This window comes from Halopseudomonas bauzanensis (genome assembly GCF_900114735.1).
GTDB lineage: Bacteria > Pseudomonadota > Gammaproteobacteria > Pseudomonadales > Pseudomonadaceae > Halopseudomonas > Halopseudomonas bauzanensis.
This window is the reverse complement of the sequence record NZ_FOUA01000001.1, coordinates 1104009-1126369: the sequence shown is the minus strand read 5'-3', so window position 1 is coordinate 1126369 and position 22361 is coordinate 1104009. Positions and strand designations below refer to the sequence as shown.

The following is a 22361-nucleotide window of genomic DNA, read 5'->3' as shown; positions in this document are numbered from 1 at the left end:
TATGTTGTGGCCGATGACCGTAGTGGGTGTGCTGTTGGGAAGTGCCGTTGCCGGCGTGCCCGGCGGTATTCTCGGTGGGGTACTCGGCCATGCGCTGGACCGGCATTGGGGTTTGCGGCGCTGGTCCGAGTTGCCGGCGCAGCTGGGGCGGCGGCTGGGGCTGAGGCCGGAATTCCAGCAGGTGCTTTTTCTCTGTCTGGGGCGTATGGCCAAGGCCTATGGCAGGGTAACGCCCGAGCACCTGCAGTTGGCTCGGGAACTGATGCAGCAGTACCGCCTGGATGAGTCACAACGGTTGGCCGCCATGGCCGATTTCAACCGGGGCAAGTTGCCGGCCACCACTATGGAGAGGCAACTGCGCCGCTTGTGCCGCCAGCAGCCGGGGCGCAATGCCGAGTTGCTCGATGGTTGCTGGCGCATGGCGCTGGTACAGGGGCAGCCGAGTACGGCCGCGCGCCAGCTGCTCGACCGCTGGGCCGTCATTGCCGGCCTGGGCAAGGCCGAGCAGCAGCGGATGCAACAGCGCCACCAGCGCCGCCGCCCGGGCAGCGCCGCCCCGGTTTCCGCCGGTGGTGGGCTGCAGCAGGCTGCGGCCGTGCTGGGCATTGAGCTCGACGCGGAACCGGCGCAGATCAAGCGCGCCTATCGCCGGCTGCTCAGCCGTCATCACCCGGATAAGCAACTGGCCGCTGGTGCGGGTGAAGCCGAGTTGGCCGCAGCGGGTGAGCAAGTCCACCGGATCCAGCAGGCCTACGAGAAGATCCGGCGGTATCGCGGCTTCCGCTGACGGGCGCGCAGCCAGCGCATCCCCACGAGTGCTGCTCGAGAGGGTAGAATACCCGGGTTCCGATTATCCCAGAGGTCTGCCATGCCTGATTACGCGATAGCCCCGTCCATTCTCTCTGCCGACTTCGCCCGTCTCGGGGAAGATGTGGATCGGGTGCTGGCGGCGGGTGCCGACATTGTTCATTTCGATGTGATGGACAACCACTACGTACCCAACCTGACCATTGGCCCGATGGTCTGCACTGCGTTGCGCAAATACGGCGTTACCGCGCCCATTGACGTGCATCTGATGGTCCGCCCCGTCGACCGCATCATCGGTGATTTCCTCGAAGCCGGCGCGTCCTTCATCACCTTTCATCCGGAAGCCAGCGACCACGTTGATCGCTCCCTGCAACTGATCAAATCAGGTGGCGCCAAGGCCGGGCTGGTGTTCAACCCGGCAACCTCGCTGGATGCCTTGAAGTACGTGATGGATAAGGTAGACATGATCCTGCTGATGAGCGTCAACCCCGGTTTCGGTGGGCAGAAATTCATCCCCGGCACCCTCGACAAGCTGCGCGAGGCGCGGGCGCTGATCGACGCCAGCGGGCGGGATATCCGCCTGGAAGTCGATGGCGGCGTGAACGTGCAGAACATCCGGCAGGTAGCCGAAGCGGGCGCTGACACCTTTGTTGCCGGCTCGGCCATTTTCAATGCGCCGGATTACAAGACTGTGATCGATCAGATGCGCGCCGAACTGGCCCAGGTGAAGCGCTAGCATGAGCGAGCTGGAGCGGCTGTTCGACGGTGCCTTGCCACGCCTGGTGATGTTCGATCTGGACGGCACTCTGGTCGACTCGGTGCCGGATCTGGCGGCAGCGGTGGACCAGGTACTGGCCCTGCGCAATCGTCCGGCCGCCGGCGTCGCGCGGGTAAAGGACTGGGTTGGCAATGGTGCCCTGGTCTTGGTGCGCCGTGCACTGGCCGATAGTATTGATCATGCGAACGTGGACGAGGCCGAGGCCCAGGCGGCGCTGGCCGATTTCATGCAGGCCTATTCCGGCGGCCATGACGCTACCACCGTCTACCCGGGCGTGTCGGCGCTGCTGGACTGGCTGCGGGCGCGGCAAGTGGCGTTGGCGGTGATCACCAATAAACCCGAACGCTTCGTTGCGCCGTTGCTGGAAGAGAAAGGGCTGGGCCGCTTCGACTGGATTATCGGTGGCGATACCCTGCCAGTGAAGAAGCCCGATCCGGCGGGGCTGCTACAGGTCATGTCCGCCGCTGGCGTGACCGCGCAGCAGAGCCTGTTCATCGGTGATTCGCGCAACGATGTACTGGCCGCTCGCGCCGCCGGCGTCAGGGTGGTCGCGGTCAGCTACGGTTACAACCATGGCCGGTCGGTTGCACTGGAGGAGCCGGACCTGCTGGTTGATTCGCTCGATGCGCTCATATAGTCTTGCAGCGTTACCTGTTCACCGAATCGATGGATCAGCCGTGTTTGTCAGCAACCGCATACTGATGGGAATGATGAAGGCGCTCGCCCGCTGGCGTTGGCGTCCCTGAACTTCTTTCGCCTGCCTTCTGCGCAGGCGCCCGGTTTGTGTGTGTGACATCTACCCGCCCATGAGGCTGATCATGACCCAAGACGAATTCCTCCGCCTGGCTGCCCAGGATTGCAACCGCGTACCCGTTGTGCGCGAGGTGCTGGCTGACATGGACACGCCGCTGTCCACCTATCTGAAACTGGCCGACGCGCCCTATTCCTATCTGCTCGAATCCGTACAGGGCGGTGAGAAGTGGGGCCGCTATTCGATTATTGGCTTGCCGGCGCGCACCTTGCTGAAGGTGCATGGCTACACCGCCAGCGTGCTGGTGGACGGTGTCGAAACCGAATCCCACCAGTGTGAGGATCCGCTGGCCTTCGTCGAAGAGTTCAAGGCGCGCTACCAGGTGCCAAGTATTCCCGGGCTGCCGCGCTTCAATGGCGGGCTGGTCGGTTATTTTGGCTACGACTGCGTGCGCTATGTGGAGCGCCGGCTCGGTGATTCACCCAACCCCGATCCACTGGGCAATCCGGACATCCTGCTGATGGTGTCCGATGAGGTAGTGGTGTTCGACAACCTGGCCGGCAAGCTGCACGTCATCGTGTTGGCCGACACGGCAAACGACGATGCCTGGGAGCAGGCCAACCGCCGTCTGGATGGGCTGCTGGCGCAGCTGGCCGCACCCTTCACCCCGCGTCCCGGGCTTGATCTGGCTGCCGTCGCAGAGCGTGATCTGGAATACCGCGCGAGCTTCACCCGTGAGGATTACCAGAACGCGGTCGACACCATCAAGGATTACATCCTGGCTGGGGATTGCATGCAGGTGGTGCCATCCCAGCGCATGAGCATCGACTTCAAGGCGGCGCCGATTGACCTCTACCGCGCCCTGCGCAGCCAGAATCCAACGCCCTATCTGTACTTCTTCAACCTGGACGACTTCCATGTGGTCGGCAGTTCGCCCGAGGTGCTGGTGCGGGTGGAGGAGGGTGAGGTGACGGTGCGGCCGATCGCCGGTACCCGCCCGCGCGGAGCCACCGAAGAGGCTGACCTGGCGCTGGAGCAGGATCTGCTGTCCGACGCCAAGGAGCTGGCCGAGCATCTGATGCTGATCGACCTGGGGCGCAATGACGTGGGCCGGGTGGCTGCCATCGGCCAGGTGCAGGTGACCGAGAAGATGGTCATCGAGCGCTACTCCAATGTCATGCACATCGTTTCCAACGTCCGTGGCCGGTTGCGCCCCGAGTTGACCGCCATGGATGCCCTGCGTGCGATCCTGCCGGCGGGCACTTTGTCCGGTGCGCCGAAGATCCGCGCCATGGAAATCATTGACGAGCTGGAGCCGGTCAAGCGCGGCGTCTACGGTGGCGCGGTGGGTTACTGGGCATGGAATGGCAATATGGACACCGCGATCGCCATCCGCACCGCGGTGATCAAGCATGGTGAGCTGCATGTGCAGGCTGGCGGTGGCATCGTCGCCGACTCGGTGCCCGAGCTGGAATGGGAAGAAACCATCAACAAGCGTCGCGCGATGTTCCGCGCCGTGGCGCTGGCCGAACAATCGGCCGAGTGAGGAGCTGAGCATGTTATTGATGATCGACAATTACGACTCCTTCACCTGGAACGTGGTGCAGTACCTTGGTGAATTGGGTGCCGAGGTCAAGGTCGTGCGCAACGATGAGCTGAGCGTGGCGCAGATCGACGCGTTGCAGCCTGAGCGCATCGTGATATCGCCCGGCCCCTGCACGCCGAACGAAGCCGGTGTCTCGGTACCTGTTCTCCAGCACTTTGCCGGCAAACTGCCGATTCTGGGCATCTGCCTGGGCCATCAGAGCATCGGCCAGGCCTTCGGCGGCGAGGTGGTACGCGCCCGTGAAGCCATGCATGGCAAGACCAGCCCGGTCTACCATCGGGGCATGGGCGTATTCGTCGGGCTGGCCAATCCGTTGACCGTGACCCGCTACCATTCCCTGGTAGTGCAGCGTGATACCCTGCCCGATTGCCTGGAGATGACTGCCTGGACGCAACATGCAGACGGTACGGTGGATGAGATCATGGGTGTGCGCCATCGCCAGTACATGATCGAGGGGGTGCAATTTCATCCCGAGTCCATTCTCAGCGAACAGGGCCATGAACTGCTGGCCAACTTTCTCAAACAGCAGGGCGGAATGCGCAGCTGACGATTCAGGAGATTCTAACAATGGATATCACCACAGCGCTGGCCAGGGTTGTCGAACAGATCGACCTGTCCACCGAGGAAATGCAGGACGTGATGCGGCAGATCATGACCGGCCAGTGCACTGATGCGCAGATCGGCGGCATGCTGGTGGCGCTGCGCATGAAGAGTGAAAGCCTGGATGAAATCACCGGCGCGGCCCTGGCCATGCGTGAGCTGGCATCCAAGGTGGCGATTCCGGGGGATAACCTGGTCGATACCTGCGGTACCGGTGGTGATGGGGCAAACATTTTCAATGTGTCCTCGGCGGCGGCCTTTGTGGTGGCGGCTGCTGGCGGTCAGGTGGCCAAGCACGGCAACCGTGCGGTATCCGGCAAGAGCGGGAGCGCCGATCTGCTGGAGGCGGCGGGCATCAACCTGAACCTGACGCCGGAGCAAGTGGCGCGCTGTGTGGAGCATGTGGGCGTCGGCTTCATGTTTGCCCCGGCGCATCATGGGGCGATGAAGCATGCGGTCGGGCCGCGGCGCGAGCTGGGCATGCGCACCTTGTTCAATATGCTTGGGCCGATGACCAACCCGGCTGGGGTCAAGCATCAGGTGATCGGGGTATTCAGCAAGGCGCTGTGCCGGCCGATGGCCGAGGTGATGGGCCGCCTGGGCAGCCAGCATGTATTGATCGTGCATTCGCGCGATGGTCTGGATGAGATCAGCCTGGCCTCACCGACGCATATTGCCGAGCTGAAAGATGGCACGGTCACTGAGTATGAGGTGAGCCCGGAGGATCTGGGTATCAAGAGCCGCAGCCTGATCGGGCTGACCGTGGAAGGCCCGGAGGCATCGCTGAAGCTGATCCGTGATGCGCTGGGCAAGCGCGAGACCGAAGTCGGCGAGAAGGCGGCGGATATGATCATCCTGAATGCCGGTGCTGCGCTCTATGCAGCCGACGTGGCGAGTACCTTGAAAGAGGGTGTTGAGTTGGCCTCCGATGCACTCTATTCGGGCATGGCCCGGGAAAAGCTGGCCGAACTGGCGTCCTTCACTGAAATCTTTCGCGAGGAGGCGCTGCAGAAATGAGCCTGCCGACCATTCTGGAAAATATCGTTGCGCGCAAGTATGAAGAAGTGAAGGAAAACCGTGCGCGCATTTCAGTGGACGAGCTGCAACGGCTGGCCACCCGAGCTGATGCACCGCGCGGTTTTGCCCAGGCGCTGCGCCAGCGGGCGGCAGCGCAGCAGCCGGCGGTGATTGCCGAGGTGAAGAAGGCGTCGCCGAGCAAGGGGGTAATTCGCGCGAACTTCAACCCGGGGGAGATTGCGGTCAGTTACCAGCAGGGTGGTGCGGCTTGCCTGTCAGTACTGACCGATATCGATTTCTTCCAGGGTAGTACGGAGTATCTGCAGCAGGCTCGTGCGGCCTGCGATCTGCCGGTTATCCGCAAGGATTTCATGGTCGACCCCTATCAGGTGGTCGAAGCCCGGGCGATGGGCGCTGATTGCATTCTGCTGATTGTGGCTTCGCTGGAAGATGGGCAGATGGCTGAGTTGAATGCCGCTGCGGTCGAGCTGGGGATGGATGTGCTGGTTGAGGTGCATGACGGTGCCGAGCTGGACCGGGCGCTGCAACTGGATACGCCGTTGGTAGGTATCAATAACCGTAATCTGCATACCTTCGAGGTGTCCCTGGATACCACGCTGCAATTGCTGAGCCGTGTGCCGGCGGATCGTCTGGCGGTTACCGAGAGTGGCATTCTCACTCGTGCCGATGTGGAGTTGATGCTGGGCAATGATGTTTATGGTTTCCTGGTGGGCGAGGCGTTTATGCGGGCGTCTGATCCGGGGGCTGAGTTGAAGCGATTGTTTTTCTGATTGTTTGGTACACCCCTTGTTGCGGTTAGTCCGTGCAGCGATGCGCGGGCGACCAGCTCCTGCCCGGACCCGCTCTAGCCATCCATGGGCGCTCGTGTGGTGACCTTCCCTGGCCGCCACAGGGGCCGGTCGGAGGCTAGCCTCCCCCGGGGTGGTTGTTAGAGAAATGCAGGTATTCAGAGACGTTGTATTCAAGACGTATCTATAAATCAGATATTTCCTACCCAATATTTCCCCTTTTTGTTTTCCTGTGTCGATGTATGATCTTCGCATCATCGGTACCGGACATATTCAAATGCAACTGAGAAATTCACAGCAACGCTACGGCCTGGTGGCCATCGTGTTGCATTGGCTGGTGGCTCTGGCGGTGATCGGGCTGGCGATACTCGGCTTGTGGATGACTGACCTGAGTTACTACAGTCCCTATTACCGCAGCGCTCCGTTCTGGCACAAGAGTATCGGCATCACCCTGGCCGCCGTGCTGGTGTTGCGGCTGCTATGGCGCTGGGGCAATCCGCGTCCGGCGCATCTGCCCAATCATAAGCGCTGGGAAATCAGCGTGGCGGGTGTGGTGCATGGGCTGCTATACCTGATGCTGTTGGTTATCGTGCTCAGTGGTTATCTGATTTCTACGGCCACGGGGCAAGGTATCAGTGTCTTTGGCTGGTTTGAGATACCGGCTTCGATAACCGGTCTGCCCAGTCAGGCTGACCGCGCCGGAGCAGTGCATTACTGGGTAGCGATAGCGGTACTGGGATTGGCGGCGTTGCATGCGTTGGGCGCCCTGAAACATCATTTTCTTGATCGTGACGATACATTGCGCCGCATGCTGGGCATGCGAGCGCGGTAATTGACGGATTCATAGGAGAAACAGGTATGAAAAAGATTTTTGCTGGGGTCGCTCTGGGTGGTTTGATGGCTCTGTCCGGCTCGCTGTACGCAGCTGACTACCAGATCGACAAGGAAGGCCAGCATGCCTTCATCAACTTCAAGACCGGGCACATGGGTTTCAGCATGTTGCATGGCCGCTTCAACGATTTTGATGGCACCTTCAGCTGGGATGCGGAAAATCCGGAAAACAGCAAGGTGAACGTCACCATCAATACCGCCAGCGTGGACTCCAACCATGCCGAGCGTGACAAGCATTTGCGCAGCGATGACTTCCTGAATGTGGCCAAGCATCCCCAGGCCACCTTTGTTTCCACTGGCGTGGAAGTGACAGGTGAGAACACGGCCAAGGTCACCGGTGACTTCACCTTCAACGGCGTGACCAAGCCGGTGGTGATCGACGCCCGCTTCGTTGGCGAAGGTGATGATCCCTGGGGCGGCTACCGTGCCGGTTTCGAGGGCACCACCAGCATCAAGCTGGCGGACTATGACGTGTCCATGGATCTGGGGCCGGCCTCTGCGGTGGTCGAGCTGGATCTGACGATTGAAGGCATCCGCCAGTAAGATCGGCGCGATACTGGAAAGCGAGCCTGCGGGCTCGCTTTTTTTTGTCTGTTCGATTGCGCTGGCCAGACGCTTCCGCTAGCATCGTAAACAATAACTATTCTTAATAATCGGGGATCCCTGATCAGTGCCGACAGTGCTTTGTGACTGTTGCGGGCGCGGCTTGTGGGTCTGCAAAAAGGAGTTGTCATGCTGTCAGGTCTGTCCCGTTTTGCTGCTGTTTCGAGCGTGTGTCTGGCTTTGGCCATGGGCGCTGGTGCGTCTGTTGCTCATGCCGAGAGCATCGCTGTGACCCATTCCAGTGGCGAGACCCAGGTGCCAGTGCAGCCGCAGAAGGTGGTGGTACTCGACTGGTCAACGCTCGATACCCTGGCGCAGCTGGGCGTTACCGTCAGCGGCATTCCTTCTTCCAACCCGCCGGAAGTGCTCAAGCAGTATCGTGAGGGTGAATTCATTCGTGCTGGCAGTTTGTTCGAGCCGGACTTCGAGGTGCTGAAGAATGCCGAACCGGATCTGATCATTCTTGGGCGCCGGGCGCAGGGTAAGTACGCGGAAGTGTCCCGGTTCGGTACTAGCATTGACCTGACCCCTGATCCGAACGATCTGCTGGGAAGTGTCGAGCGCAACACGCTGTTGCTGGGTGAGGTGTTCGGCAAGCAGGAGAAGGCTGCCGAGCTGGTTGCCGAGTTGAAGTCTTCCGTGGCGCAGCTGCGTAGCCTGACGGCGGAGCAGGGCGACGGTCTGCTGTTGCTCACCACCGGTGGCAAGATGGCCGCCTTCGGCAAGGGTACCCGCTTCGGTCTGATCCACGATGTGTTTGGTGTCGAGCAGGCGGTAGCTGATCTCAAGACCGGCCGCCATGGCCAGGCGGTGTCCTTCGAGTTTCTGCTGGAGGCTGATCCCGATTGGCTGTTCGTGATGGACCGTGATGCCGCGATCGGCCGCGAGGGTACTGCTGCGGCGGAATTGATGGACAACGAACTGGTCGAGGCTACCACCGCCGGCAGCAAGGACCAGATCGTCTACCTGGACCCGGCCAGCTGGTATCTGCTGGATAACAGCGGTATCGGTGTGATGCAGAACAGTGTCGATGAACTGATTCAGGTATTCTCTGCGGCACGCTGAGTAGTCGCCCTTTCGCTGGCCAGGCAGGATGCATGTCACATTCCCTTTCTTCATCTCCAGGGGCGCCCGATAGGGGCGTCCTCTGGTTGTTTCTGCTGCTCGCGCTGGTGGTGGTGCTCGGGCTATGCAGCCTGAACGTCGGCGCCAGCCGCATGAACCTGTTGAATGTCCTTACCGCCGACCCGGATGACCGGATCTCGAAGATCCTCTTCGTCAGTCGACTGCCTCGTACCATTGCGCTGATTCTTGCTGGTGCGGCCCTGGCTGTGGCTGGGGCGATTCTGCAGATGATGGCGCGCAACCGGTTGGTGGATACCTCGACTACCGGCCCCATGGCTGCAGCGGCGCTGGGTATGCTGGTGCTGGCCATCGTGCTGCCCCAAGGCTTGCCATTGTGGGGGCGGTTCCTGGTGGTGAGCGCTTTTGCGGCCGGCGGCATTCTGCTGTTTCTTGGTGTATTGCAGCGCATGCCGCTGCGCTCGGCGTTGATCGTTCCCCTGGTTGGACTGGTCATGGCTGGGGTGGTGCATGCAGCCAGCGGGTTGATTGCCCATCACTTCGATCTATCGCAATCGCTGCGCGCCTGGAACAGTGGCGACTTCTCGGCGATCTTGCGTGGACGCTACGAGTTGCTGTGGGTCGCCGCCGGGCTGACGGTGGCGGCGATGGTGCTGGCGGATCGTTTTACCGTGATCGGCATGGGTCGGGATTTTGCCACCAATATCGGCGTGAACTACGGACTGTTGATGGCCGCTGGCGTAGCACTGGTAGCGATGATCGTCGGTAGCGTGGTGGTAACCGCCGGGGTGATTCCCTTCATCGGGCTGGTGGCGCCGAACCTGGTGCGGTTGATTGCCGGGGATAATCTGCGCCGTGCGGTGCCGCTGATGGCGCTGCTGGGTGCGGCGTTGCTGCTGGCGGCGGATTTGCTGGGGCGGCTGCTGATCCATCCCTACGAAGTACCCTCGTCCAACCTGCTGTCGATCATCGGCTGCGTGATTTTCCTTGCCGTGCTGCTGCAGGGGAGGGCGAAATGGTCCTGAATCTGTGGCGTCGTCCGGCCACTCGGGTGCTGTTGTTGGGCGTGCTGGCGGCGCTGTGCGTGATTGGCTTCATGACGGTGAATGTGCAGACCGATTGGGACTTCATCCTCGAATACCGCGGTAATCGGCTGCTGGCGCTGCTGCTCACCGCCGTTGCCATCGGCGTGTCCACCGTGCTGTTCCAGACCATCACCCACAGCCGCCTGTTGACGCCATCGCTGATGGGTTTTGATGTGCTCTATGTGCTGGTCAATACCCTGGCGCTGCTGGTGCTGGGCGGCGGTGCCCTGGCCGAGTGGGCGCCTGCGCTGCGCTTTGCGTTGCAGGTCGTGCTGATGGTGGCGTTGGCGCTGCTGTTGTTTCGCCTGCTGTTCTCCGGCTCGGTGCGCAGCCTGCATCTGATGATTCTGCTGGGTATGCTGGCCGGCATCCTGTTTCGTGAGTTGTCCGCACTGGGTGCGCGGGTGCTCGATCCGAGCGAGTTCGGCATCAGCACCAGCGTGGCGCAGGCCAGTTTCAGCCGGGTGAACACCGAACTGCTCGGCGCGGCGGCGATGGCTCTGGTGCTGGGTGGGTTACTGCTGTGGCGCTGGTGGCGTTGTCTGGATGTGCTGAGTCTGGGCCGGGATATCGCCATCAACCTGGGCGTGGCCCATGGTCGGGTGGTGCTCGGCATCATGGCGGTGATCGCGGTATTGGTATCGGTAGCTACGGTGCTGGTCGGGCCGACGTTGTTCTTCGGCTTGCTGATCGCCAATCTGGCCTACTGGTTCATCGGCTCCCAGCGCCATTGCTGGACCCTGCCGGCCAGCGTGCTGGCGGGCATCATCTGCCTGGTCGGGGGCCAGCTATTGCTGGAGCACCTGCTGGCCTCAACCCTGCCGCTGGCGCTGGTCATCGAGTTGGCCGGCGGCCTGCTGTTCATAGCGCTGCTGATGCGCGGAGTCAGACAATGATTGAAACCCGGGGTGTATCCAAACGCTATGGCGATGTGTTGGTCGTCGATGACGTCAGCCTGAGCATTCCCCGAGGTGGCTTCACCTCGATCATCGGCCCCAACGGTGCCGGCAAGTCGACACTGTTGTCGATGATCAGCCGGCTGACGCCGATGAGCGCTGGCTCTGTGCAGGTCGATGGCATGGATGTGACCCGCACACCGGGCAATGTGCTGGCGCGCCGGCTGTCGATCCTGCGCCAGGACAATCAGACGTCCCTGCGCCTGACCGTGCGGGATCTGGTCGCCTTCGGGCGCTTTCCCCACTCCGGCGGCCGGCTGACCGCCGAGGATCTGCGCCATGTGGACGAGGCTATGGACTATCTACGGCTGGGCGACTACCGGGACCGGCCGATCGACGAGTTGTCCGGCGGTCAGCGCCAGCGTGCCTATGTGGCCATGGTCATGTGCCAGGATACCGAGTACGTGTTGCTCGACGAACCGCTGAACAACATCGATATGCGCTTTGCCGTGGACATGATGCAGCTGCTGCGCCGCGCAGCCGACGAGAAGGGCAAGACGGTGGTGGTGGTGCTGCACGACATCAATTTTGCCTCGTGCTATTCGGATCACATCATTGCCATGCGCCAGGGCCGGCCAGCCTATCAAGGGTCGCCGCAGGAGATTATCCGCGACGAGGTGCTGCGGGACCTCTATGAGATGGATATCCAGGTCCACGAGGTCAACGGCCAGCGGGTCTGCACCTATTACCGCTGAGCTTGTGGAAGGGGGTCTACCAAGCCGGTCCGGACGTTACGAGACGGTGCCGACCGCTTGCCCATACGCCTGTGCTTCACCGATCACCCAGTCCCGGAACCCCTGCAGCGTCGCTGATTCGGCCTTGCGCTCGGGGATCACCAGATAATAGGCGTTGCTGCTGTCGAAACTGTGCGGACTGGCCACCGCCAGTCGGCCGCTGGCCAGCTCGTCGCGAATCAGAAAGGGGGGAATCAGTGCCACGCCCAGCCCGTGCATGGCGGCCTGGGCCAGCATGGAAAACAATTCCAGGCGAGTACCATTCAGGTCGTGCTCCACGCGCAAGCCAGCGGCGGCGAACCACTGGCGCCAGGCATAGGGGCGAGTGGATTGCTGCAGCAATGGCAGCCGGCTGATCTGCTCTGCGGTCAGCTCGACCTGCTCGCCCAGTAATGCGGGGCTGCACACCGGTACTGGCGATTCGTTCATCAGAAAATGCACCTCGGTACCGGACCACTCCCCATCACCAAAATAGATCGCTGCGTCGAACTCGGTATCGGCGAACAGGAAGGGACGGGTACGGTTGGTCATATTGATGGTCACGTGCGGATGTCGCACAAGGTACCGGTTCAGGCGTGGCAGCAGCCACTGGGTGCCGAAGGTGGGTACCAACGCCAGTTCCAGGGTCGCGGTACCATGGTTGCCCATCACCGACAGGGTGTCCCGCTCCACCGCGTCCAGGCGATTGGCGATGCGCCGACTATAGGTTTCGCCGGCCTCGGTCAGGCGTACGCCCCGGCGGGTGCGGCGGAACAACTGGATATCGAGAAAGCTCTCCAGGTTGGCAATCTGACGGCAGACGGCGCTCTGGGTCAATGCCAGCTCTTCGGCGGCCTTGGTGAAGCTTTCATGCCGGGCGGCAGACTCGAAACAGACCAGCGCCTGGGTCGGCGGTATCTTGCGACGCATGGGGGGCTCCTGTGAAACGGCGGCAAACCATTCGTGCCGAGGGCAAGCCGGCCGGGCCGGCGACATGGGTCTGTCGCGCTGCGCGAGATCGCTTGCACTCGGTAGCTTGATGCTTGTAGTTGATTGTTCGGAGTTCCAATCTAGCACAATGGATTGAAAAAAACGCGCTTGCCCCGTCGCCCTCTGCGGACTAGCCTTGCTTACAGTTCACACAACAATCACCGATGGAGTATCCATGGCCAATAGCAAAGCAAGTTTCAACTGGACAGATCCGCTGCTGCTGGACCAGCAGCTCACCGAAGAAGAGCGCATGGTGCGGGACTCGGCAGCGCAGTATTGTCAGGACAAGCTGATGCCGCGGGTACTCAACTCGTTCCGCAACGAGAATACCGATGCCAGCATCTTCCGCGAAATGGGCGAGTTGGGCTTGCTGGGTGCGACCATCCCTGCCGAATACGGCGGTAGCGGTCTGAACTACGTGTGCTACGGCCTGATCGCCCGTGAAGTGGAGCGTGTCGACTCCGGTTATCGCTCGATGATGAGTGTGCAGTCCTCGCTGGTGATGGTACCGATCAACGAGTTCGGCTCCGAGGAGCAGAAGCAGAAGTACCTACCGAAACTGGCCAGCGGCGAATATATCGGCTGCTTCGGTCTTACCGAGCCTAACCACGGTTCCGATCCGGGGTCCATGGTCACCCGGGCGCGCAAGGTCGACGGCGGCTACCGTCTCAAGGGCGCCAAGATGTGGATCACCAACAGCCCGATCGCCGATGTGTTCGTGGTCTGGGCCAAGACCGAAGACGATGTCATCCGCGGCTTCATCCTCGAGAAAGGTTGGGAAGGTCTGAGTGCGCCGGCGATCAAGGGCAAGGTCGGCCTGCGTACTTCTATCACCGGTGAAATCGTGATGGACGATGTCTTCGTACCGGAAGAGAACCTGCTGCCCGGTGTGACTGGTCTGCGCGGGCCCTTCACCTGCCTCAATTCAGCTCGCTATGGCATCGCCTGGGGCGCTTTGGGTGCGGCGGAGTTCTGCTGGCACACCGCGCGCCAGTACACCCTGGATCGCACACAGTTCGGCCGTCCGCTGGCCCAGACCCAGCTGGTACAGAAGAAGCTGGCAGACATGCAGACCGAGATCACCCTGGGTTTGCAAGGTTGCCTGCGGCTGGGCCGGATGAAGGATGAGGGCACCGCTGCGGTGGAGATTACCTCGATCATGAAGCGCAACTCCTGCGGCAAATCGCTGGATATCGCCCGGGTGGCGCGGGACATGCTCGGTGGCAACGGTATCTCCGACGAGTACGGCGTGATCCGCCATGTGGTGAACCTGGAGGTGGTGAACACATACGAAGGTACTCACGATGTGCACGCGCTGATTCTCGGCCGGGCGCAGACCGGATTGCAGGCATTCTTCTGAGGTTGATCGTTACCTTGGCAACGGCCCCGTGAGGGGCCGTTGTCGTTTCAGAGCGCGGTATTGACGGGAACCAACAGGACCGGTTGCTCACTTTCCCGGGCGACGCCCTCGGCGGTACTGCCGATCATCAGGTCGTGAATCGGTGTGGTACCGCGTTTACCGAGGATGACCAGAGATACTCGCTCGGCGGCGGCGGCCTTGACTATTTCGCGTACGGCCGAGCCCTTCACCTGACGGGCGACCACCAGCTCATGGCGGCGGGTGAGGTCCTCGATCTGCTCGTTGATGACAGCGGTATTGTCTACCTCGTCGGTTTCCACCCAGAGTACCAGCCCGTGCCGACCGCCGGTGAGGAAGCGTTCGAACACACGCTGGGCGACCTGGGCTGGGCGCGAGCCGTCGGTTGCCAGCAGGACCGGGGCGCTGGGTTCCGTGACAGGGCCACTGGCCGGTAGGATCAGCAGCGGCAGGTGGGTAATGCGGGCCAGGTTCAGGGTGACATTGCCATAGAACAGGGCTCGTCCAGCGGAATGACTCTGGTTGAGAACGATGATGCCGTCGGCCTTGTGTCGGCGCGCGGCTTCGTGCAGTTCGCTGGCGGCGAAGCCGCTGCGCACTTCGTAATCTACCGTGATGCCAAACTCGCCGGAAAGCTGGCGCGCCAGGTCACCGAGATGGCTGGCGGCTGAGGCTGCACTGTCCTCCACGTGCATTCGCCGGGTGGTGTCCACCACATGCACCAGGGTGAGCCGCTGTACCGCAGTCAGCTGCAGCATTGGCGGTAGCCGCTCGCAGGTCTTCTGCCAGCTTTCCGAATAATCGAAAGCGAGAATACAATGATTGAGCATGGACATTCTCCCGTCGTGATATGGGTTCCAGTCTAGCCCACTGCCGACAGCCGTGACGGTGGGCAATCAAAAGGATAGCCGCTCCCGGGGGGGAACCGCGCCGCAATCCGGTTGGGTCCAGCGGGAGATCTCCTGCAGCTGGATGCTGACGGGGTTGCCCGCTGCGGCTTCGCTGATGTCTGCATCGAGCTGCACATTGCCACGCCCGAGAAAGGAAGAGCGGATCTCGTAACTACTGATGATTTCGAGATGGCCGCGCATGTCACCATCGAAGCCGTGTTCGGCCTGACAACGACCATGGATATTCAAGGTGGAGCGGTCCACCGGGTGCACTGTCAGCTCGCACTCGGGCACGTCGCGCTGAATCTCCTGCTGCAGGGTTTCCAGTCGGACCAGTTCCACTGCCTGCTGGGGAGTGAGGCACTCCATTTCGACGGTCGGATTGCTGCGACTGATGGCAGCTTCATCCAGCAGTGCCCGACGTTGGGCGGCGGTGTCTTGGGGTAATTTCTGCTGAGCCTCTTGCAGCGTCTGCAGGCGCTCCTCCTTGTCGATCAGGACGCGTTTTTCGATGCGCCACAGACCTGCCTCCGGCGTGGGACTCAATTCATAGGCGTGAGCGGACAGGGCGAGCGGAACCAGCAGCATGAGCGCGGATGGGGCGCCTTTCTTCATCGAAATCTCCTGTCAGATGAACGGTCCTTCATTTGGGATTAATCACTATAGCCGCTCCGGTGGAAATCGCCCGGGATTGAGGGGTTCAGTGTTTCTCGCGTCGTTTAGCTCGGCTGCGGCGTTGCTCCTCCTGTTGGCGTTCGGCCAGTACTTCACGTACGAAATCGATATGCTCGCTGGCATGACGCCGGGCATCCTCGGCGCGGCCCTCGATGATTGCTTCCAGCAACTCCTGGTGTTGGCGCATCAGCATGGTGCGGGTGCTCGGGCGCAGGGCATACATGCCACCAATATTGGTCACCACGTTGCGCTTGAGTAGATCGAACAGACCACGAATGGTATGCAACAAGATGATGTTGTGACTGGCCTCGGCAATGGCCAGGTGAAAGCGCGCATCCGCGGCACCTTCCTCGGCCCGGCTGCCACCTTCCCGAGCGTAGCAGGCCTGTAGTACTTCGTAAGCCTCACGCAGATGCTGATGATCTACTTCGGTAGCGCGCAGCGCGGCGAAATAGGCGCAATCGGCTTCCAGCGTATGGCGAAACTCCAGCAGGTCCCGGTGGGCCTCGGGGCGGCCTTCGAGCAGGTCGAGCAGCGGGTCGCTGAAGCTGGAGCCCAGGGATTCGGTGACATAATTGCCTCCCCCCTGGCGGCTGACCAGCAGACCGCGGGCCGCCAGTTTCTGGATCGCCTCGCGCAAGGAAGGTCGGGAAACGCCGAACTGTTCAGCCAGTTGGCGTTCCGCTGGCAATCGTTCCCCCGGCTTCAATATGCCGTCGAGCATCATGGACTCCAGCTGTTCAACGATATTGTCTGACAGCCGGCGTTGTTGGATCTGGCCAACCTCCATCGTTCGCTCCTATTGGTCTGACCAATGATTCCAGAAGTATGCCGGCTAAACGCCGTCTCGAAAAGTTTTTCTCCGGTAATAAGACGAAGGTATAGGAAATTCTGTTTGACATGCTGACGGTGCTTTTTTACGCTGATCGACATCGCCGGATAATTGGTATGACCAATTTACCCGAAGCCTTTCCAATAACAATGACGGAATACTGTATGTCTTCTGCACTTCTCGCTGTGCTGGCCTTTGCTCCTATTCTCCTGGCCGGTGTCTTGCTTATCGGGCTGCGCTGGTCAGCCAGGACCGCGATGCCGGTGGTCTACGGTGCCACTGTGTTGATCGCGCTGTTCGGCTGGGATATGAGCTTCAACCGCGTGCTGTCTTCGAGCTTGCAGGGGCTAATCATTACCCTCAGCCTGCTGTGGATTATTTTCGGCGCCATTCTGCTGCTCAATACCCTTAAATATTCCGGTGGCATCGCCGCCATTCGTTCCGGCTTCGCGGTTATCAGCCCCGACCCGCGCATTCAGGTGGTGATCATCTGCTGGCTGTTTGGCTGCTTTATCGAGGGAGCTTCCGGCTTCGGTACACCGGCGGCGATAGTCGCACCTCTTCTGGTGGCGATGGGCTTTCCGGCAATGGCGGCGGTGTTGATGGGCATGTTGTTGCAGAGCACGCCGGTGTCCTTCGGTGCGGTGGGCACGCCGATTATTGTCGGGGTTACCGCCGGGGTAGATAACGTGGCGCTCGGCGAGGCGCTGGCGGTTCATGGCTACGCCTGGACCGATTACATGCAGTGGGTAGCGGTGAAGGTGGCCATTATCCATGCCATGGTGGGCGTTGTTATGCCGGCACTGATGGTGCTGATGCTGACCCGCTATTTCGGTCGGGACAAGAGCTGGAAGGCCGGCTGGGAGGCAGTGCCCTTTGCCCTTTTCGCCGGGTTGGCCTTCGTGCTGCCCTATGTGTTGACCAGTATCTTTCTCGGGCCGGAATTCCCTTCGCTGCTGGGCGGGCTGGTAGGTCTGTCGATAGTGACCCTGGCGGCTCGGGCCGGCTTTCTGGTGCCGAAGAACCGCTGGCAGTTCGCCGACCGCAAGGACTGGCCGTTGAGCTGGATGGGCACCATCGAGATGCGTGCCGAGGACCTCGGCAACCGGCCGATGAGTAGCCTGCGGGCCTGGATTCCCTATGTGCTGGTGGGTATTTTGCTGGTGGTCAGCCGGGTGTTCCCGGAGGTGACCGCGGCGCTGAAGAGTGTTGCGCTCACCTTCACCGGCATTCTCGGTGAGGCGGGCATCAATGCCGGCCTCGATCCGTTGTACCTGCCGGGTGGTGTGCTGGTGGCGGTGGTGCTGGCAACCTTCTTCATTCACCGCATGCGTCTGAGTGAGCTCGGCCGGGCGGCGCGCGAATCCGGGGGTGTGTTGCTCAGCGCCGGCTTCGTGTTGCTGTTCACGGTGCCGATGGTGCGCATTCTGATCAACTCGGGGGTCAACGGCGCTGACCTGCCGAGCATGCCGGTTGCCCTGGCGCACTTTGTTGCCGATAACGTGGGTGGAATCTATCCGCTGTTCGCTCCGGCCATCGGTGCGCTGGGGGCGTTCCTGGCGGGTTCCAATACCGTGTCCAACATGATGTTCAGCCAGTTCCAATACGGCGTGGCCACCAATCTGGGGCTGTCCACGGTGCTGGTGATCGCTGCCCAGGCAGTGGGCGCCGCCGCCGGCAACATGGTGGCAATTCATAATGTGGTAGCCGCTTCGGCTACAGTGGGTATGCTGGGGCGTGAGGGCCTGACCCTGCGCAAGACCATCTGGCCGACACTCTATTACGTGACCCTGGCCGGCGTCCTTACCCTGATCGGCTGTTATGTACTGGGCCTGACCGACCCTGTGCCCCTGGGTTGATGGCGGCGCTCACCACTTACGATACAACATGGGATTAACACGATGATCATTTCTGCCTCTACCGATTACCGCGCCGCTGCTCAGCGCCGGCTGCCGCCCTTCCTGTTCCACTATCTCGATGGCGGCGCCTATGCCGAGCACACGCTCAAGCGCAACGTCGCGGACCTTGCCGACATCGCGTTGCGCCAACGGGTGCTGAAGAACATGTCCGAGCTGAGCCTGGAAACCCGACTGTTCGATGAGACCCTGGCCATGCCGGTGGCATTGGCGCCGGTGGGTCTGGCCGGTATGTACGCTCGCCGGGGTGAAGTGCAGGCGGCGCAGGCAGCGGCAGCCAAGGGCATTCCCTTTACGCTGTCCACCGTATCGGTATGTGCGATCGAGGAAGTGGCCCCGGCGATTGACCGTCCCATGTGGTTCCAGTTGTACGTGCTGCGCGACCGCGGCTTCATGAAGAACGCCCTGGAGCGAGCCAAGGCTGCAGGGGTAACCACCCTGGTATTCACCGTGGACATGCCGGTACCCGGCGCCCGCTACCGCGATGCCCATTCCGGCATGAGCGGTGCCAATGGTCCTATGCGCCGGGTGCTGCAGGCAATGACGCATCCGCGCTGGGCGCTGGATGTGGGCCTGCTGGGCCGGCCGCATGACCTGGGCAATATTTCTACCTATCGCGGCAACCCGACCGGGCTGGCCGACTATATCGGCTGGCTGGGTGCCAACTTCGATCCTTCGATCAGTTGGAAGGACCTGGAATGGATCCGCGAGTTCTGGGATGGCCCCATGGTGATCAAGGGCATTCTCGACCCCCAGGATGCCAGGGATGCGGTGAGTTTTGGCGCCGACGGCATCGTGGTGTCCAACCACGGCGGCCGCCAACTGGATGGTGTGCTATCCAGCGCCCGCGCGCTGCCGGCCATCGCCGATGCGGTCAAGGGGCAGATCAAGATTCTCGCCGACTCCGGTATCCGCAGTGGGCTGGATGTGGTGCGCATGCTGGCTCTGGGTGCCGATTGCACCCTGATCGGCCGGGCCTTCATCTACGCTCTGGCGGTGCATGGCGGGGCGGGAGTGACCAATCTGCTGGAGCTGATTGAAAAGGAAATGCGGGTGGCCATGGTGCTGACTGGCGCCAAGTCGATCAGCGAGATCAGTCCCGAGCTGCTGGCGCGCGAGCTGGCGCACCTGACGCAATAACGACGGAGCGCCGATGAGCCTGCCCGCTGACTTTCTGATTGCCGTTCGCCAGTTGATTCCTGCTCAGCGGTTGTTCGACGATCCGCTGTCGACCCTGGCATTCGGGACCGATGCCAGTTTCTACCGATTGATTCCCCAGTTGGTGGTAAGGGTCGAGGCGGAGGACGAGGTGGTTGCCCTGTTGCAGCTGGCCACGCGGTTTGACGTGCCGGTGACCTTCCGCGCTGCGGGTACCAGCCTGTCCGGGCAGGCGCTCAGCGACTCGGTATTGATTGTGCTCGGCGATCAGTGGAATGGCCGTGAGATTCTCGATGGCGGCGAGCGCATCCGCCTGCAGCCGGGCGTGATCGGCGCCAACGCCAATGCTGCGCTGGCACCGCTGCAGCGCAAGATCGGTCCTGATCCGGCATCGATCAATGCGGCGAAGATTGGCGGTATCCTCGCCAACAACTCCAGCGGCATGTGCTGCGGCACTGCCCAGAACAGCTACCACACGCTGGCCGGGTTGCGCCTGGTGCTGGCCGACGGCAGCGTGCTGGATACCGAGGACACAGTCAGCGTGGCCGCGTTTCGCCACAGCCATGCCGCGCTGCTGGAGCAACTGGCGGAACTGGGCCGGCAGACCCGTGCCGATACCGCGCTGGCCGAGCGCATTCGCCATAAATACCGACTGAAAAATACCACTGGGTTGTCGCTCAATGCGCTGGTGGATTTCGACGAGCCGCTGGAAATTCTCAGTCATCTCATGGTGGGCTCCGAGGGCACCCTGGGGTTCATCAGTTCGGTGACCTATCACACCGTGCCCGAGCATCCGCACAAGGCCACCGCGTTGTTGGTATTCCCCGATGTGGAGACCTGCTGCCGGGCGGTGCCGGTGCTCAAGCGCCAGCCAGTGGCTGCGGTGGAACTGCTCGATCGCCGCAGCCTGCGCTCGGTGCAGAATATGCAGGGCATGCCGGCCTGGGTACGCGAGCTGTCCGTCAATGCCTGTGCGCTGCTGGTGGAAACCCGAGCCGCCAGTCCCTCTCTACTGGACGAACAGATCGGCCAGATCTTGCACGCCCTTGCCGATTTTCCCCGGGAGAAGCAGGTCGATTTCAGTACCGATCCGCAGGTGTGCAACCAGCTATGGCGCATCCGCAAAGACACCTTTCCGGCGGTCGGCGCAGTGCGCCCGGTCGGGACCACGGTGATCATCGAGGATGTGACCTTCCCGGTCGAGGCGCTGGCCGAGGGCGTCAATCGCCTGCTCGAGCTGTTCGACCGTCACGGCTATACCGAGGCGATCATCTTCGGTCATGCGCTGGAGGGCAACCTGCATTTTGTCTTCACCCAGGGGTTCGACGATCCGGCTCAGGTGGCGCGATATGAAGCTTTTATGGGGGATGTGGCGCAACTGGTGGCGGTGGAATTCGGCGGCGCGCTGAAGGCCGAGCACGGCACCGGACGCAACATGGCGCCCTTTGTCGAGCTGGAGTGGGGCGCCGATGCCTATGCGTTGATGTGGCAAATCAAGCGGTTGCTCGATCCGACCGGCATTCTCAACCCTGACGTGGTCCTGTCCGAGAACCCGCGCATCCATCTGCAGAATCTCAAGCCGCTGCCGGCCGCCGACGCCATCGTCGACAAGTGCATCGAATGTGGTTTCTGCGAGCCGGTGTGTCCGTCCAACGGCCTGACCCTGACGCCGCGCCAGCGCATCGTTATCTGGCGCGACATTCAGGCGAAAAAGCGTGCGGGCATCGATACCCGTGAGCTGGAGCAAGCCTACCAACAGCAAGGCATCGACAGCTGCGCTGCCACCGGCCTATGCGCCCAGCGCTGCCCGGTCGGCATCAATACCGGCGACCTGGTGCGCCAACTGCGCACCGGGCAGGCGCGGCAGGTCGGGCGAGCCGACTGGCTGGCCGGGCATTTCGCTACTGCGCTCAAGGGCGCGCGGCTGACCTTGACTGCGGCGGGTACCGCGCGGCGGCTGCTCGGCACACCGCGATTGCAGCGCCTCAGCCGGAGCGCGCAGCGGTTGTCCGGCGGCCGCCTGCCGCAGTGGACGCCCGCCATGCCACAGGCAGTGAAGTGGGTCGATATCCCAGCGTCCATGGCCAGCGACAAGCCCCGGGTGGTTTACCTGCCGGCCTGCGTATCGCGGGTGATGGGGCCGGCAGCGGGCAGCGGCGAGCAGATGTCCCTGTTCGACAAGACCCGCGCGCTGTTGGCAAAGGCCGGCTTCGAGGTGATCCTGCCCGCCGGACTGGACGATCTCTGCTGCGGCCAGCCGTTCGCCTCCAAGGGTTACCCGGAGCAGGCCGAGCGCAAGCGTGGAGAGCTGCTGGCTGCCTTGATGCAGGCCAGCGAGCAGGGCCGCTATCCGGTCTACTGCGATACCAGTCCCTGCACCCTGCGGCTGCTGCAGGGCGAGCCGGATACGCGCCTGCAGTTGCATGACCCGGTGCGCTTCATCCGTGAGCATCTGCTTGACCGGCTGGAATTCCAGCCCGTCGATACCCCGGTGGCGGTGCACGTGACCTGCAGCACCCAGCATCTTGGCGAGGCCGACGCATTACTTGCCATCGCCCGGCGCTGCAGTACTCAGGTGGTGGTGCCCGAAGGCATCCACTGCTGCGGCTTCGCCGGCGACAAGGGCTTCACCCTGCCGCAGTTGAACAGCCATGCGCTGCGCACACTCAAGAGCGCGGTAGGGAGTTGCGAACAGGGAGTATCCACCAGCCGGACCTGCGAGATCGGTCTGAGCAGCCACAGTGGCATTGATTATCAGGGGTTGGTGTATCTGGTGGATCGAGTGACGCGGGCGCGGACTCCGGCGGTGTGATGACCGCCTTG

At 61.9% G+C, this 22361-nt stretch carries 21 protein-coding genes; 17 read left to right on the top strand and 4 right to left on the bottom strand.

All coding sequences use genetic code 11. From position 1 onward, the window contains the following. Position 1 precedes the first annotated feature (1 nt). The 13 genes from BM267_RS05245 to BM267_RS05185 all read left to right on the top strand — a co-directional run bounded on the left by BM267_RS05245 (position 2) and on the right by BM267_RS05185 (position 11681). Positions 2–787 (top strand): DnaJ domain-containing protein, encoded by a 786-nt coding sequence (locus tag BM267_RS05245; RefSeq protein ID WP_074777547.1) that lies wholly within the window; start codon positions 2–4, stop codon positions 785–787. Positions 788–868: 81 nt separating this feature from the next. Next, entirely contained in the window at positions 869–1543 is a 675-nt protein-coding gene (gene rpe / locus BM267_RS05240) for a ribulose-phosphate 3-epimerase (protein ID WP_036989152.1), read from the top strand. Between the two features lies 1 nt (position 1544). Next, positions 1545–2222, top strand: coding sequence for a phosphoglycolate phosphatase (locus BM267_RS05235; protein WP_074777549.1), 678 nt, complete (start codon positions 1545–1547; stop codon positions 2220–2222). A gap of 181 nt (positions 2223–2403) precedes the next feature. Next, entirely contained in the window at positions 2404–3882 is a 1479-nt protein-coding gene (trpE, locus tag BM267_RS05230; protein ID WP_036990160.1) for an anthranilate synthase component I, read from the top strand. Between the two features lie 10 nt (positions 3883–3892). Then, positions 3893–4489 carry an aminodeoxychorismate/anthranilate synthase component II gene (locus tag BM267_RS05225; RefSeq protein ID WP_074777551.1) on the top strand — a complete coding sequence of 199 codons (597 nt, stop codon included), beginning with the start codon at positions 3893–3895 and terminating at the stop codon, positions 4487–4489. A 20-nt stretch (positions 4490–4509) separates the two neighbouring features. Continuing rightward, positions 4510–5559, top strand: coding sequence for an anthranilate phosphoribosyltransferase (gene trpD / locus BM267_RS05220; RefSeq protein WP_074777553.1), 1050 nt, complete (start codon positions 4510–4512; stop codon positions 5557–5559). Then, entirely contained in the window at positions 5556–6350 is a 795-nt protein-coding gene (trpC, locus tag BM267_RS05215) for an indole-3-glycerol phosphate synthase TrpC (RefSeq protein WP_074777555.1), read from the top strand. The genes trpD and trpC overlap by 4 nt, the downstream gene beginning before the upstream one ends. Positions 6351–6645: 295 nt before the next feature. Then, positions 6646–7200, top strand: a complete 555-nt coding sequence (locus tag BM267_RS05210; protein ID WP_074778673.1) for a cytochrome b — start codon at positions 6646–6648, stop codon at positions 7198–7200. 26 nt (positions 7201–7226) lie between these two features. Continuing rightward, a complete protein-coding gene (locus tag BM267_RS05205; protein ID WP_036989160.1) occupies positions 7227–7802 on the top strand; it encodes a YceI family protein in 576 nt (191 codons plus the stop codon). A gap of 189 nt (positions 7803–7991) precedes the next feature. Further along, the gene (locus tag BM267_RS05200) at positions 7992–8927 is read left to right on the top strand and encodes a siderophore ABC transporter substrate-binding protein (RefSeq protein ID WP_074777557.1); all 936 of its coding nucleotides are present in this window, start codon (positions 7992–7994) and stop codon (positions 8925–8927) included. Between the two features lie 32 nt (positions 8928–8959). Further along, the gene (locus BM267_RS05195) at positions 8960–9970 is read left to right on the top strand and encodes an iron chelate uptake ABC transporter family permease subunit (RefSeq protein WP_083392351.1); all 1011 of its coding nucleotides are present in this window, start codon (positions 8960–8962) and stop codon (positions 9968–9970) included. Next, the gene (locus BM267_RS05190; RefSeq protein WP_074777559.1) at positions 9961–10926 is read left to right on the top strand and encodes an iron chelate uptake ABC transporter family permease subunit; all 966 of its coding nucleotides are present in this window, start codon (positions 9961–9963) and stop codon (positions 10924–10926) included. The genes BM267_RS05195 and BM267_RS05190 overlap by 10 nt, the downstream gene beginning before the upstream one ends. Next, positions 10923–11681 carry an iron ABC transporter ATP-binding protein gene (locus tag BM267_RS05185; RefSeq protein ID WP_074777560.1) on the top strand — a complete coding sequence of 253 codons (759 nt, stop codon included), beginning with the start codon at positions 10923–10925 and terminating at the stop codon, positions 11679–11681. Before BM267_RS05190 ends, BM267_RS05185 begins: the two co-directional genes overlap by 4 nt. 36 nt (positions 11682–11717) lie before the next feature. Here the strand turns inward: BM267_RS05185 and BM267_RS05180 are convergent, their stop codons facing one another. Continuing rightward, a complete protein-coding gene (locus BM267_RS05180; RefSeq protein ID WP_036989169.1) occupies positions 11718–12629 on the bottom strand; it encodes a LysR family transcriptional regulator in 912 nt (303 codons plus the stop codon). Between the two features lie 235 nt (positions 12630–12864). Between BM267_RS05180 and BM267_RS05175 the strand changes: the two genes are divergently transcribed. Further along, positions 12865–14049 (top strand): acyl-CoA dehydrogenase, encoded by a 1185-nt coding sequence (locus tag BM267_RS05175; RefSeq protein WP_074777562.1) that lies wholly within the window; start codon positions 12865–12867, stop codon positions 14047–14049. A 47-nt stretch (positions 14050–14096) separates the two neighbouring features. Here the strand turns inward: BM267_RS05175 and BM267_RS05170 are convergent, their stop codons facing one another. The 3 genes from BM267_RS05170 to BM267_RS05160 form a co-directional block, all read right to left on the bottom strand. Then, positions 14097–14897, bottom strand: coding sequence for a universal stress protein (locus BM267_RS05170; protein ID WP_074777564.1), 801 nt, complete (start codon positions 14895–14897; stop codon positions 14097–14099). Between the two features lie 66 nt (positions 14898–14963). Beyond that, on the bottom strand, positions 14964–15572 hold the full coding sequence (locus BM267_RS05165) for a DUF3617 family protein (protein ID WP_074777566.1): 609 nt from the start codon (positions 15570–15572) through the stop codon (positions 14964–14966). Between the two features lie 85 nt (positions 15573–15657). Further along, a complete protein-coding gene (locus tag BM267_RS05160; RefSeq protein WP_036989176.1) occupies positions 15658–16422 on the bottom strand; it encodes an FCD domain-containing protein in 765 nt (254 codons plus the stop codon). 206 nt (positions 16423–16628) lie between these two features. Between BM267_RS05160 and BM267_RS05155 the strand changes: the two genes are divergently transcribed. From BM267_RS05155 to BM267_RS05145, 3 genes are read left to right on the top strand one after another with little or no spacing between them, the layout of a single operon-like run. Then, positions 16629–18323 (top strand): L-lactate permease, encoded by a 1695-nt coding sequence (locus BM267_RS05155; RefSeq protein ID WP_036989177.1) that lies wholly within the window; start codon positions 16629–16631, stop codon positions 18321–18323. 42 nt (positions 18324–18365) lie between these two features. Next, positions 18366–19520: an FMN-dependent L-lactate dehydrogenase LldD gene (gene lldD, locus BM267_RS05150; RefSeq protein WP_074777568.1), complete on the top strand. Its 1155-nt coding sequence runs from the start codon at positions 18366–18368 to the stop codon at positions 19518–19520. Between the two features lie 13 nt (positions 19521–19533). After that, positions 19534–22350 carry an FAD-binding and (Fe-S)-binding domain-containing protein gene (locus BM267_RS05145; protein ID WP_074777570.1) on the top strand — a complete coding sequence of 939 codons (2817 nt, stop codon included), beginning with the start codon at positions 19534–19536 and terminating at the stop codon, positions 22348–22350. The last annotated feature ends 11 nt before the right edge of the window (positions 22351–22361 follow it).

Bases quoted from the DNA above. Each gene is read 5' to 3' on its own strand.
- BM267_RS05245 (WP_074777547.1), top strand. From the start codon at position 2: ATGTTGTGGCCGATGACCGTAGTGGGTGTGCTGTTGGGAAGTGCCGTT.
- rpe (WP_036989152.1), top strand. From the start codon at position 869: ATGCCTGATTACGCGATAGCCCCGTCCATTCTCTCTGCCGACTTCGCC.
- BM267_RS05235 (WP_074777549.1), top strand. From the start codon at position 1,545: ATGAGCGAGCTGGAGCGGCTGTTCGACGGTGCCTTGCCACGCCTGGTG.
- trpE (WP_036990160.1), top strand. From the start codon at position 2,404: ATGACCCAAGACGAATTCCTCCGCCTGGCTGCCCAGGATTGCAACCGC.
- BM267_RS05225 (WP_074777551.1), top strand. From the start codon at position 3,893: ATGTTATTGATGATCGACAATTACGACTCCTTCACCTGGAACGTGGTG.
- trpD (WP_074777553.1), top strand. From the start codon at position 4,510: ATGGATATCACCACAGCGCTGGCCAGGGTTGTCGAACAGATCGACCTG.
- trpC (WP_074777555.1), top strand. From the start codon at position 5,556: ATGAGCCTGCCGACCATTCTGGAAAATATCGTTGCGCGCAAGTATGAA.
- BM267_RS05210 (WP_074778673.1), top strand. From the start codon at position 6,646: ATGCAACTGAGAAATTCACAGCAACGCTACGGCCTGGTGGCCATCGTG.
- BM267_RS05205 (WP_036989160.1), top strand. From the start codon at position 7,227: ATGAAAAAGATTTTTGCTGGGGTCGCTCTGGGTGGTTTGATGGCTCTG.
- BM267_RS05200 (WP_074777557.1), top strand. From the start codon at position 7,992: ATGCTGTCAGGTCTGTCCCGTTTTGCTGCTGTTTCGAGCGTGTGTCTG.
- BM267_RS05195 (WP_083392351.1), top strand. From the start codon at position 8,960: ATGTCACATTCCCTTTCTTCATCTCCAGGGGCGCCCGATAGGGGCGTC.
- BM267_RS05190 (WP_074777559.1), top strand. From the start codon at position 9,961: ATGGTCCTGAATCTGTGGCGTCGTCCGGCCACTCGGGTGCTGTTGTTG.
- BM267_RS05185 (WP_074777560.1), top strand. From the start codon at position 10,923: ATGATTGAAACCCGGGGTGTATCCAAACGCTATGGCGATGTGTTGGTC.
- BM267_RS05180 (WP_036989169.1), bottom strand. From the start codon at position 12,629: ATGCGTCGCAAGATACCGCCGACCCAGGCGCTGGTCTGTTTCGAGTCT.
- BM267_RS05175 (WP_074777562.1), top strand. From the start codon at position 12,865: ATGGCCAATAGCAAAGCAAGTTTCAACTGGACAGATCCGCTGCTGCTG.
- BM267_RS05170 (WP_074777564.1), bottom strand. From the start codon at position 14,897: ATGCTCAATCATTGTATTCTCGCTTTCGATTATTCGGAAAGCTGGCAG.
- BM267_RS05165 (WP_074777566.1), bottom strand. From the start codon at position 15,572: ATGAAGAAAGGCGCCCCATCCGCGCTCATGCTGCTGGTTCCGCTCGCC.
- BM267_RS05160 (WP_036989176.1), bottom strand. From the start codon at position 16,422: ATGGAGGTTGGCCAGATCCAACAACGCCGGCTGTCAGACAATATCGTT.
- BM267_RS05155 (WP_036989177.1), top strand. From the start codon at position 16,629: ATGTCTTCTGCACTTCTCGCTGTGCTGGCCTTTGCTCCTATTCTCCTG.
- lldD (WP_074777568.1), top strand. From the start codon at position 18,366: ATGATCATTTCTGCCTCTACCGATTACCGCGCCGCTGCTCAGCGCCGG.
- BM267_RS05145 (WP_074777570.1), top strand. From the start codon at position 19,534: ATGAGCCTGCCCGCTGACTTTCTGATTGCCGTTCGCCAGTTGATTCCT.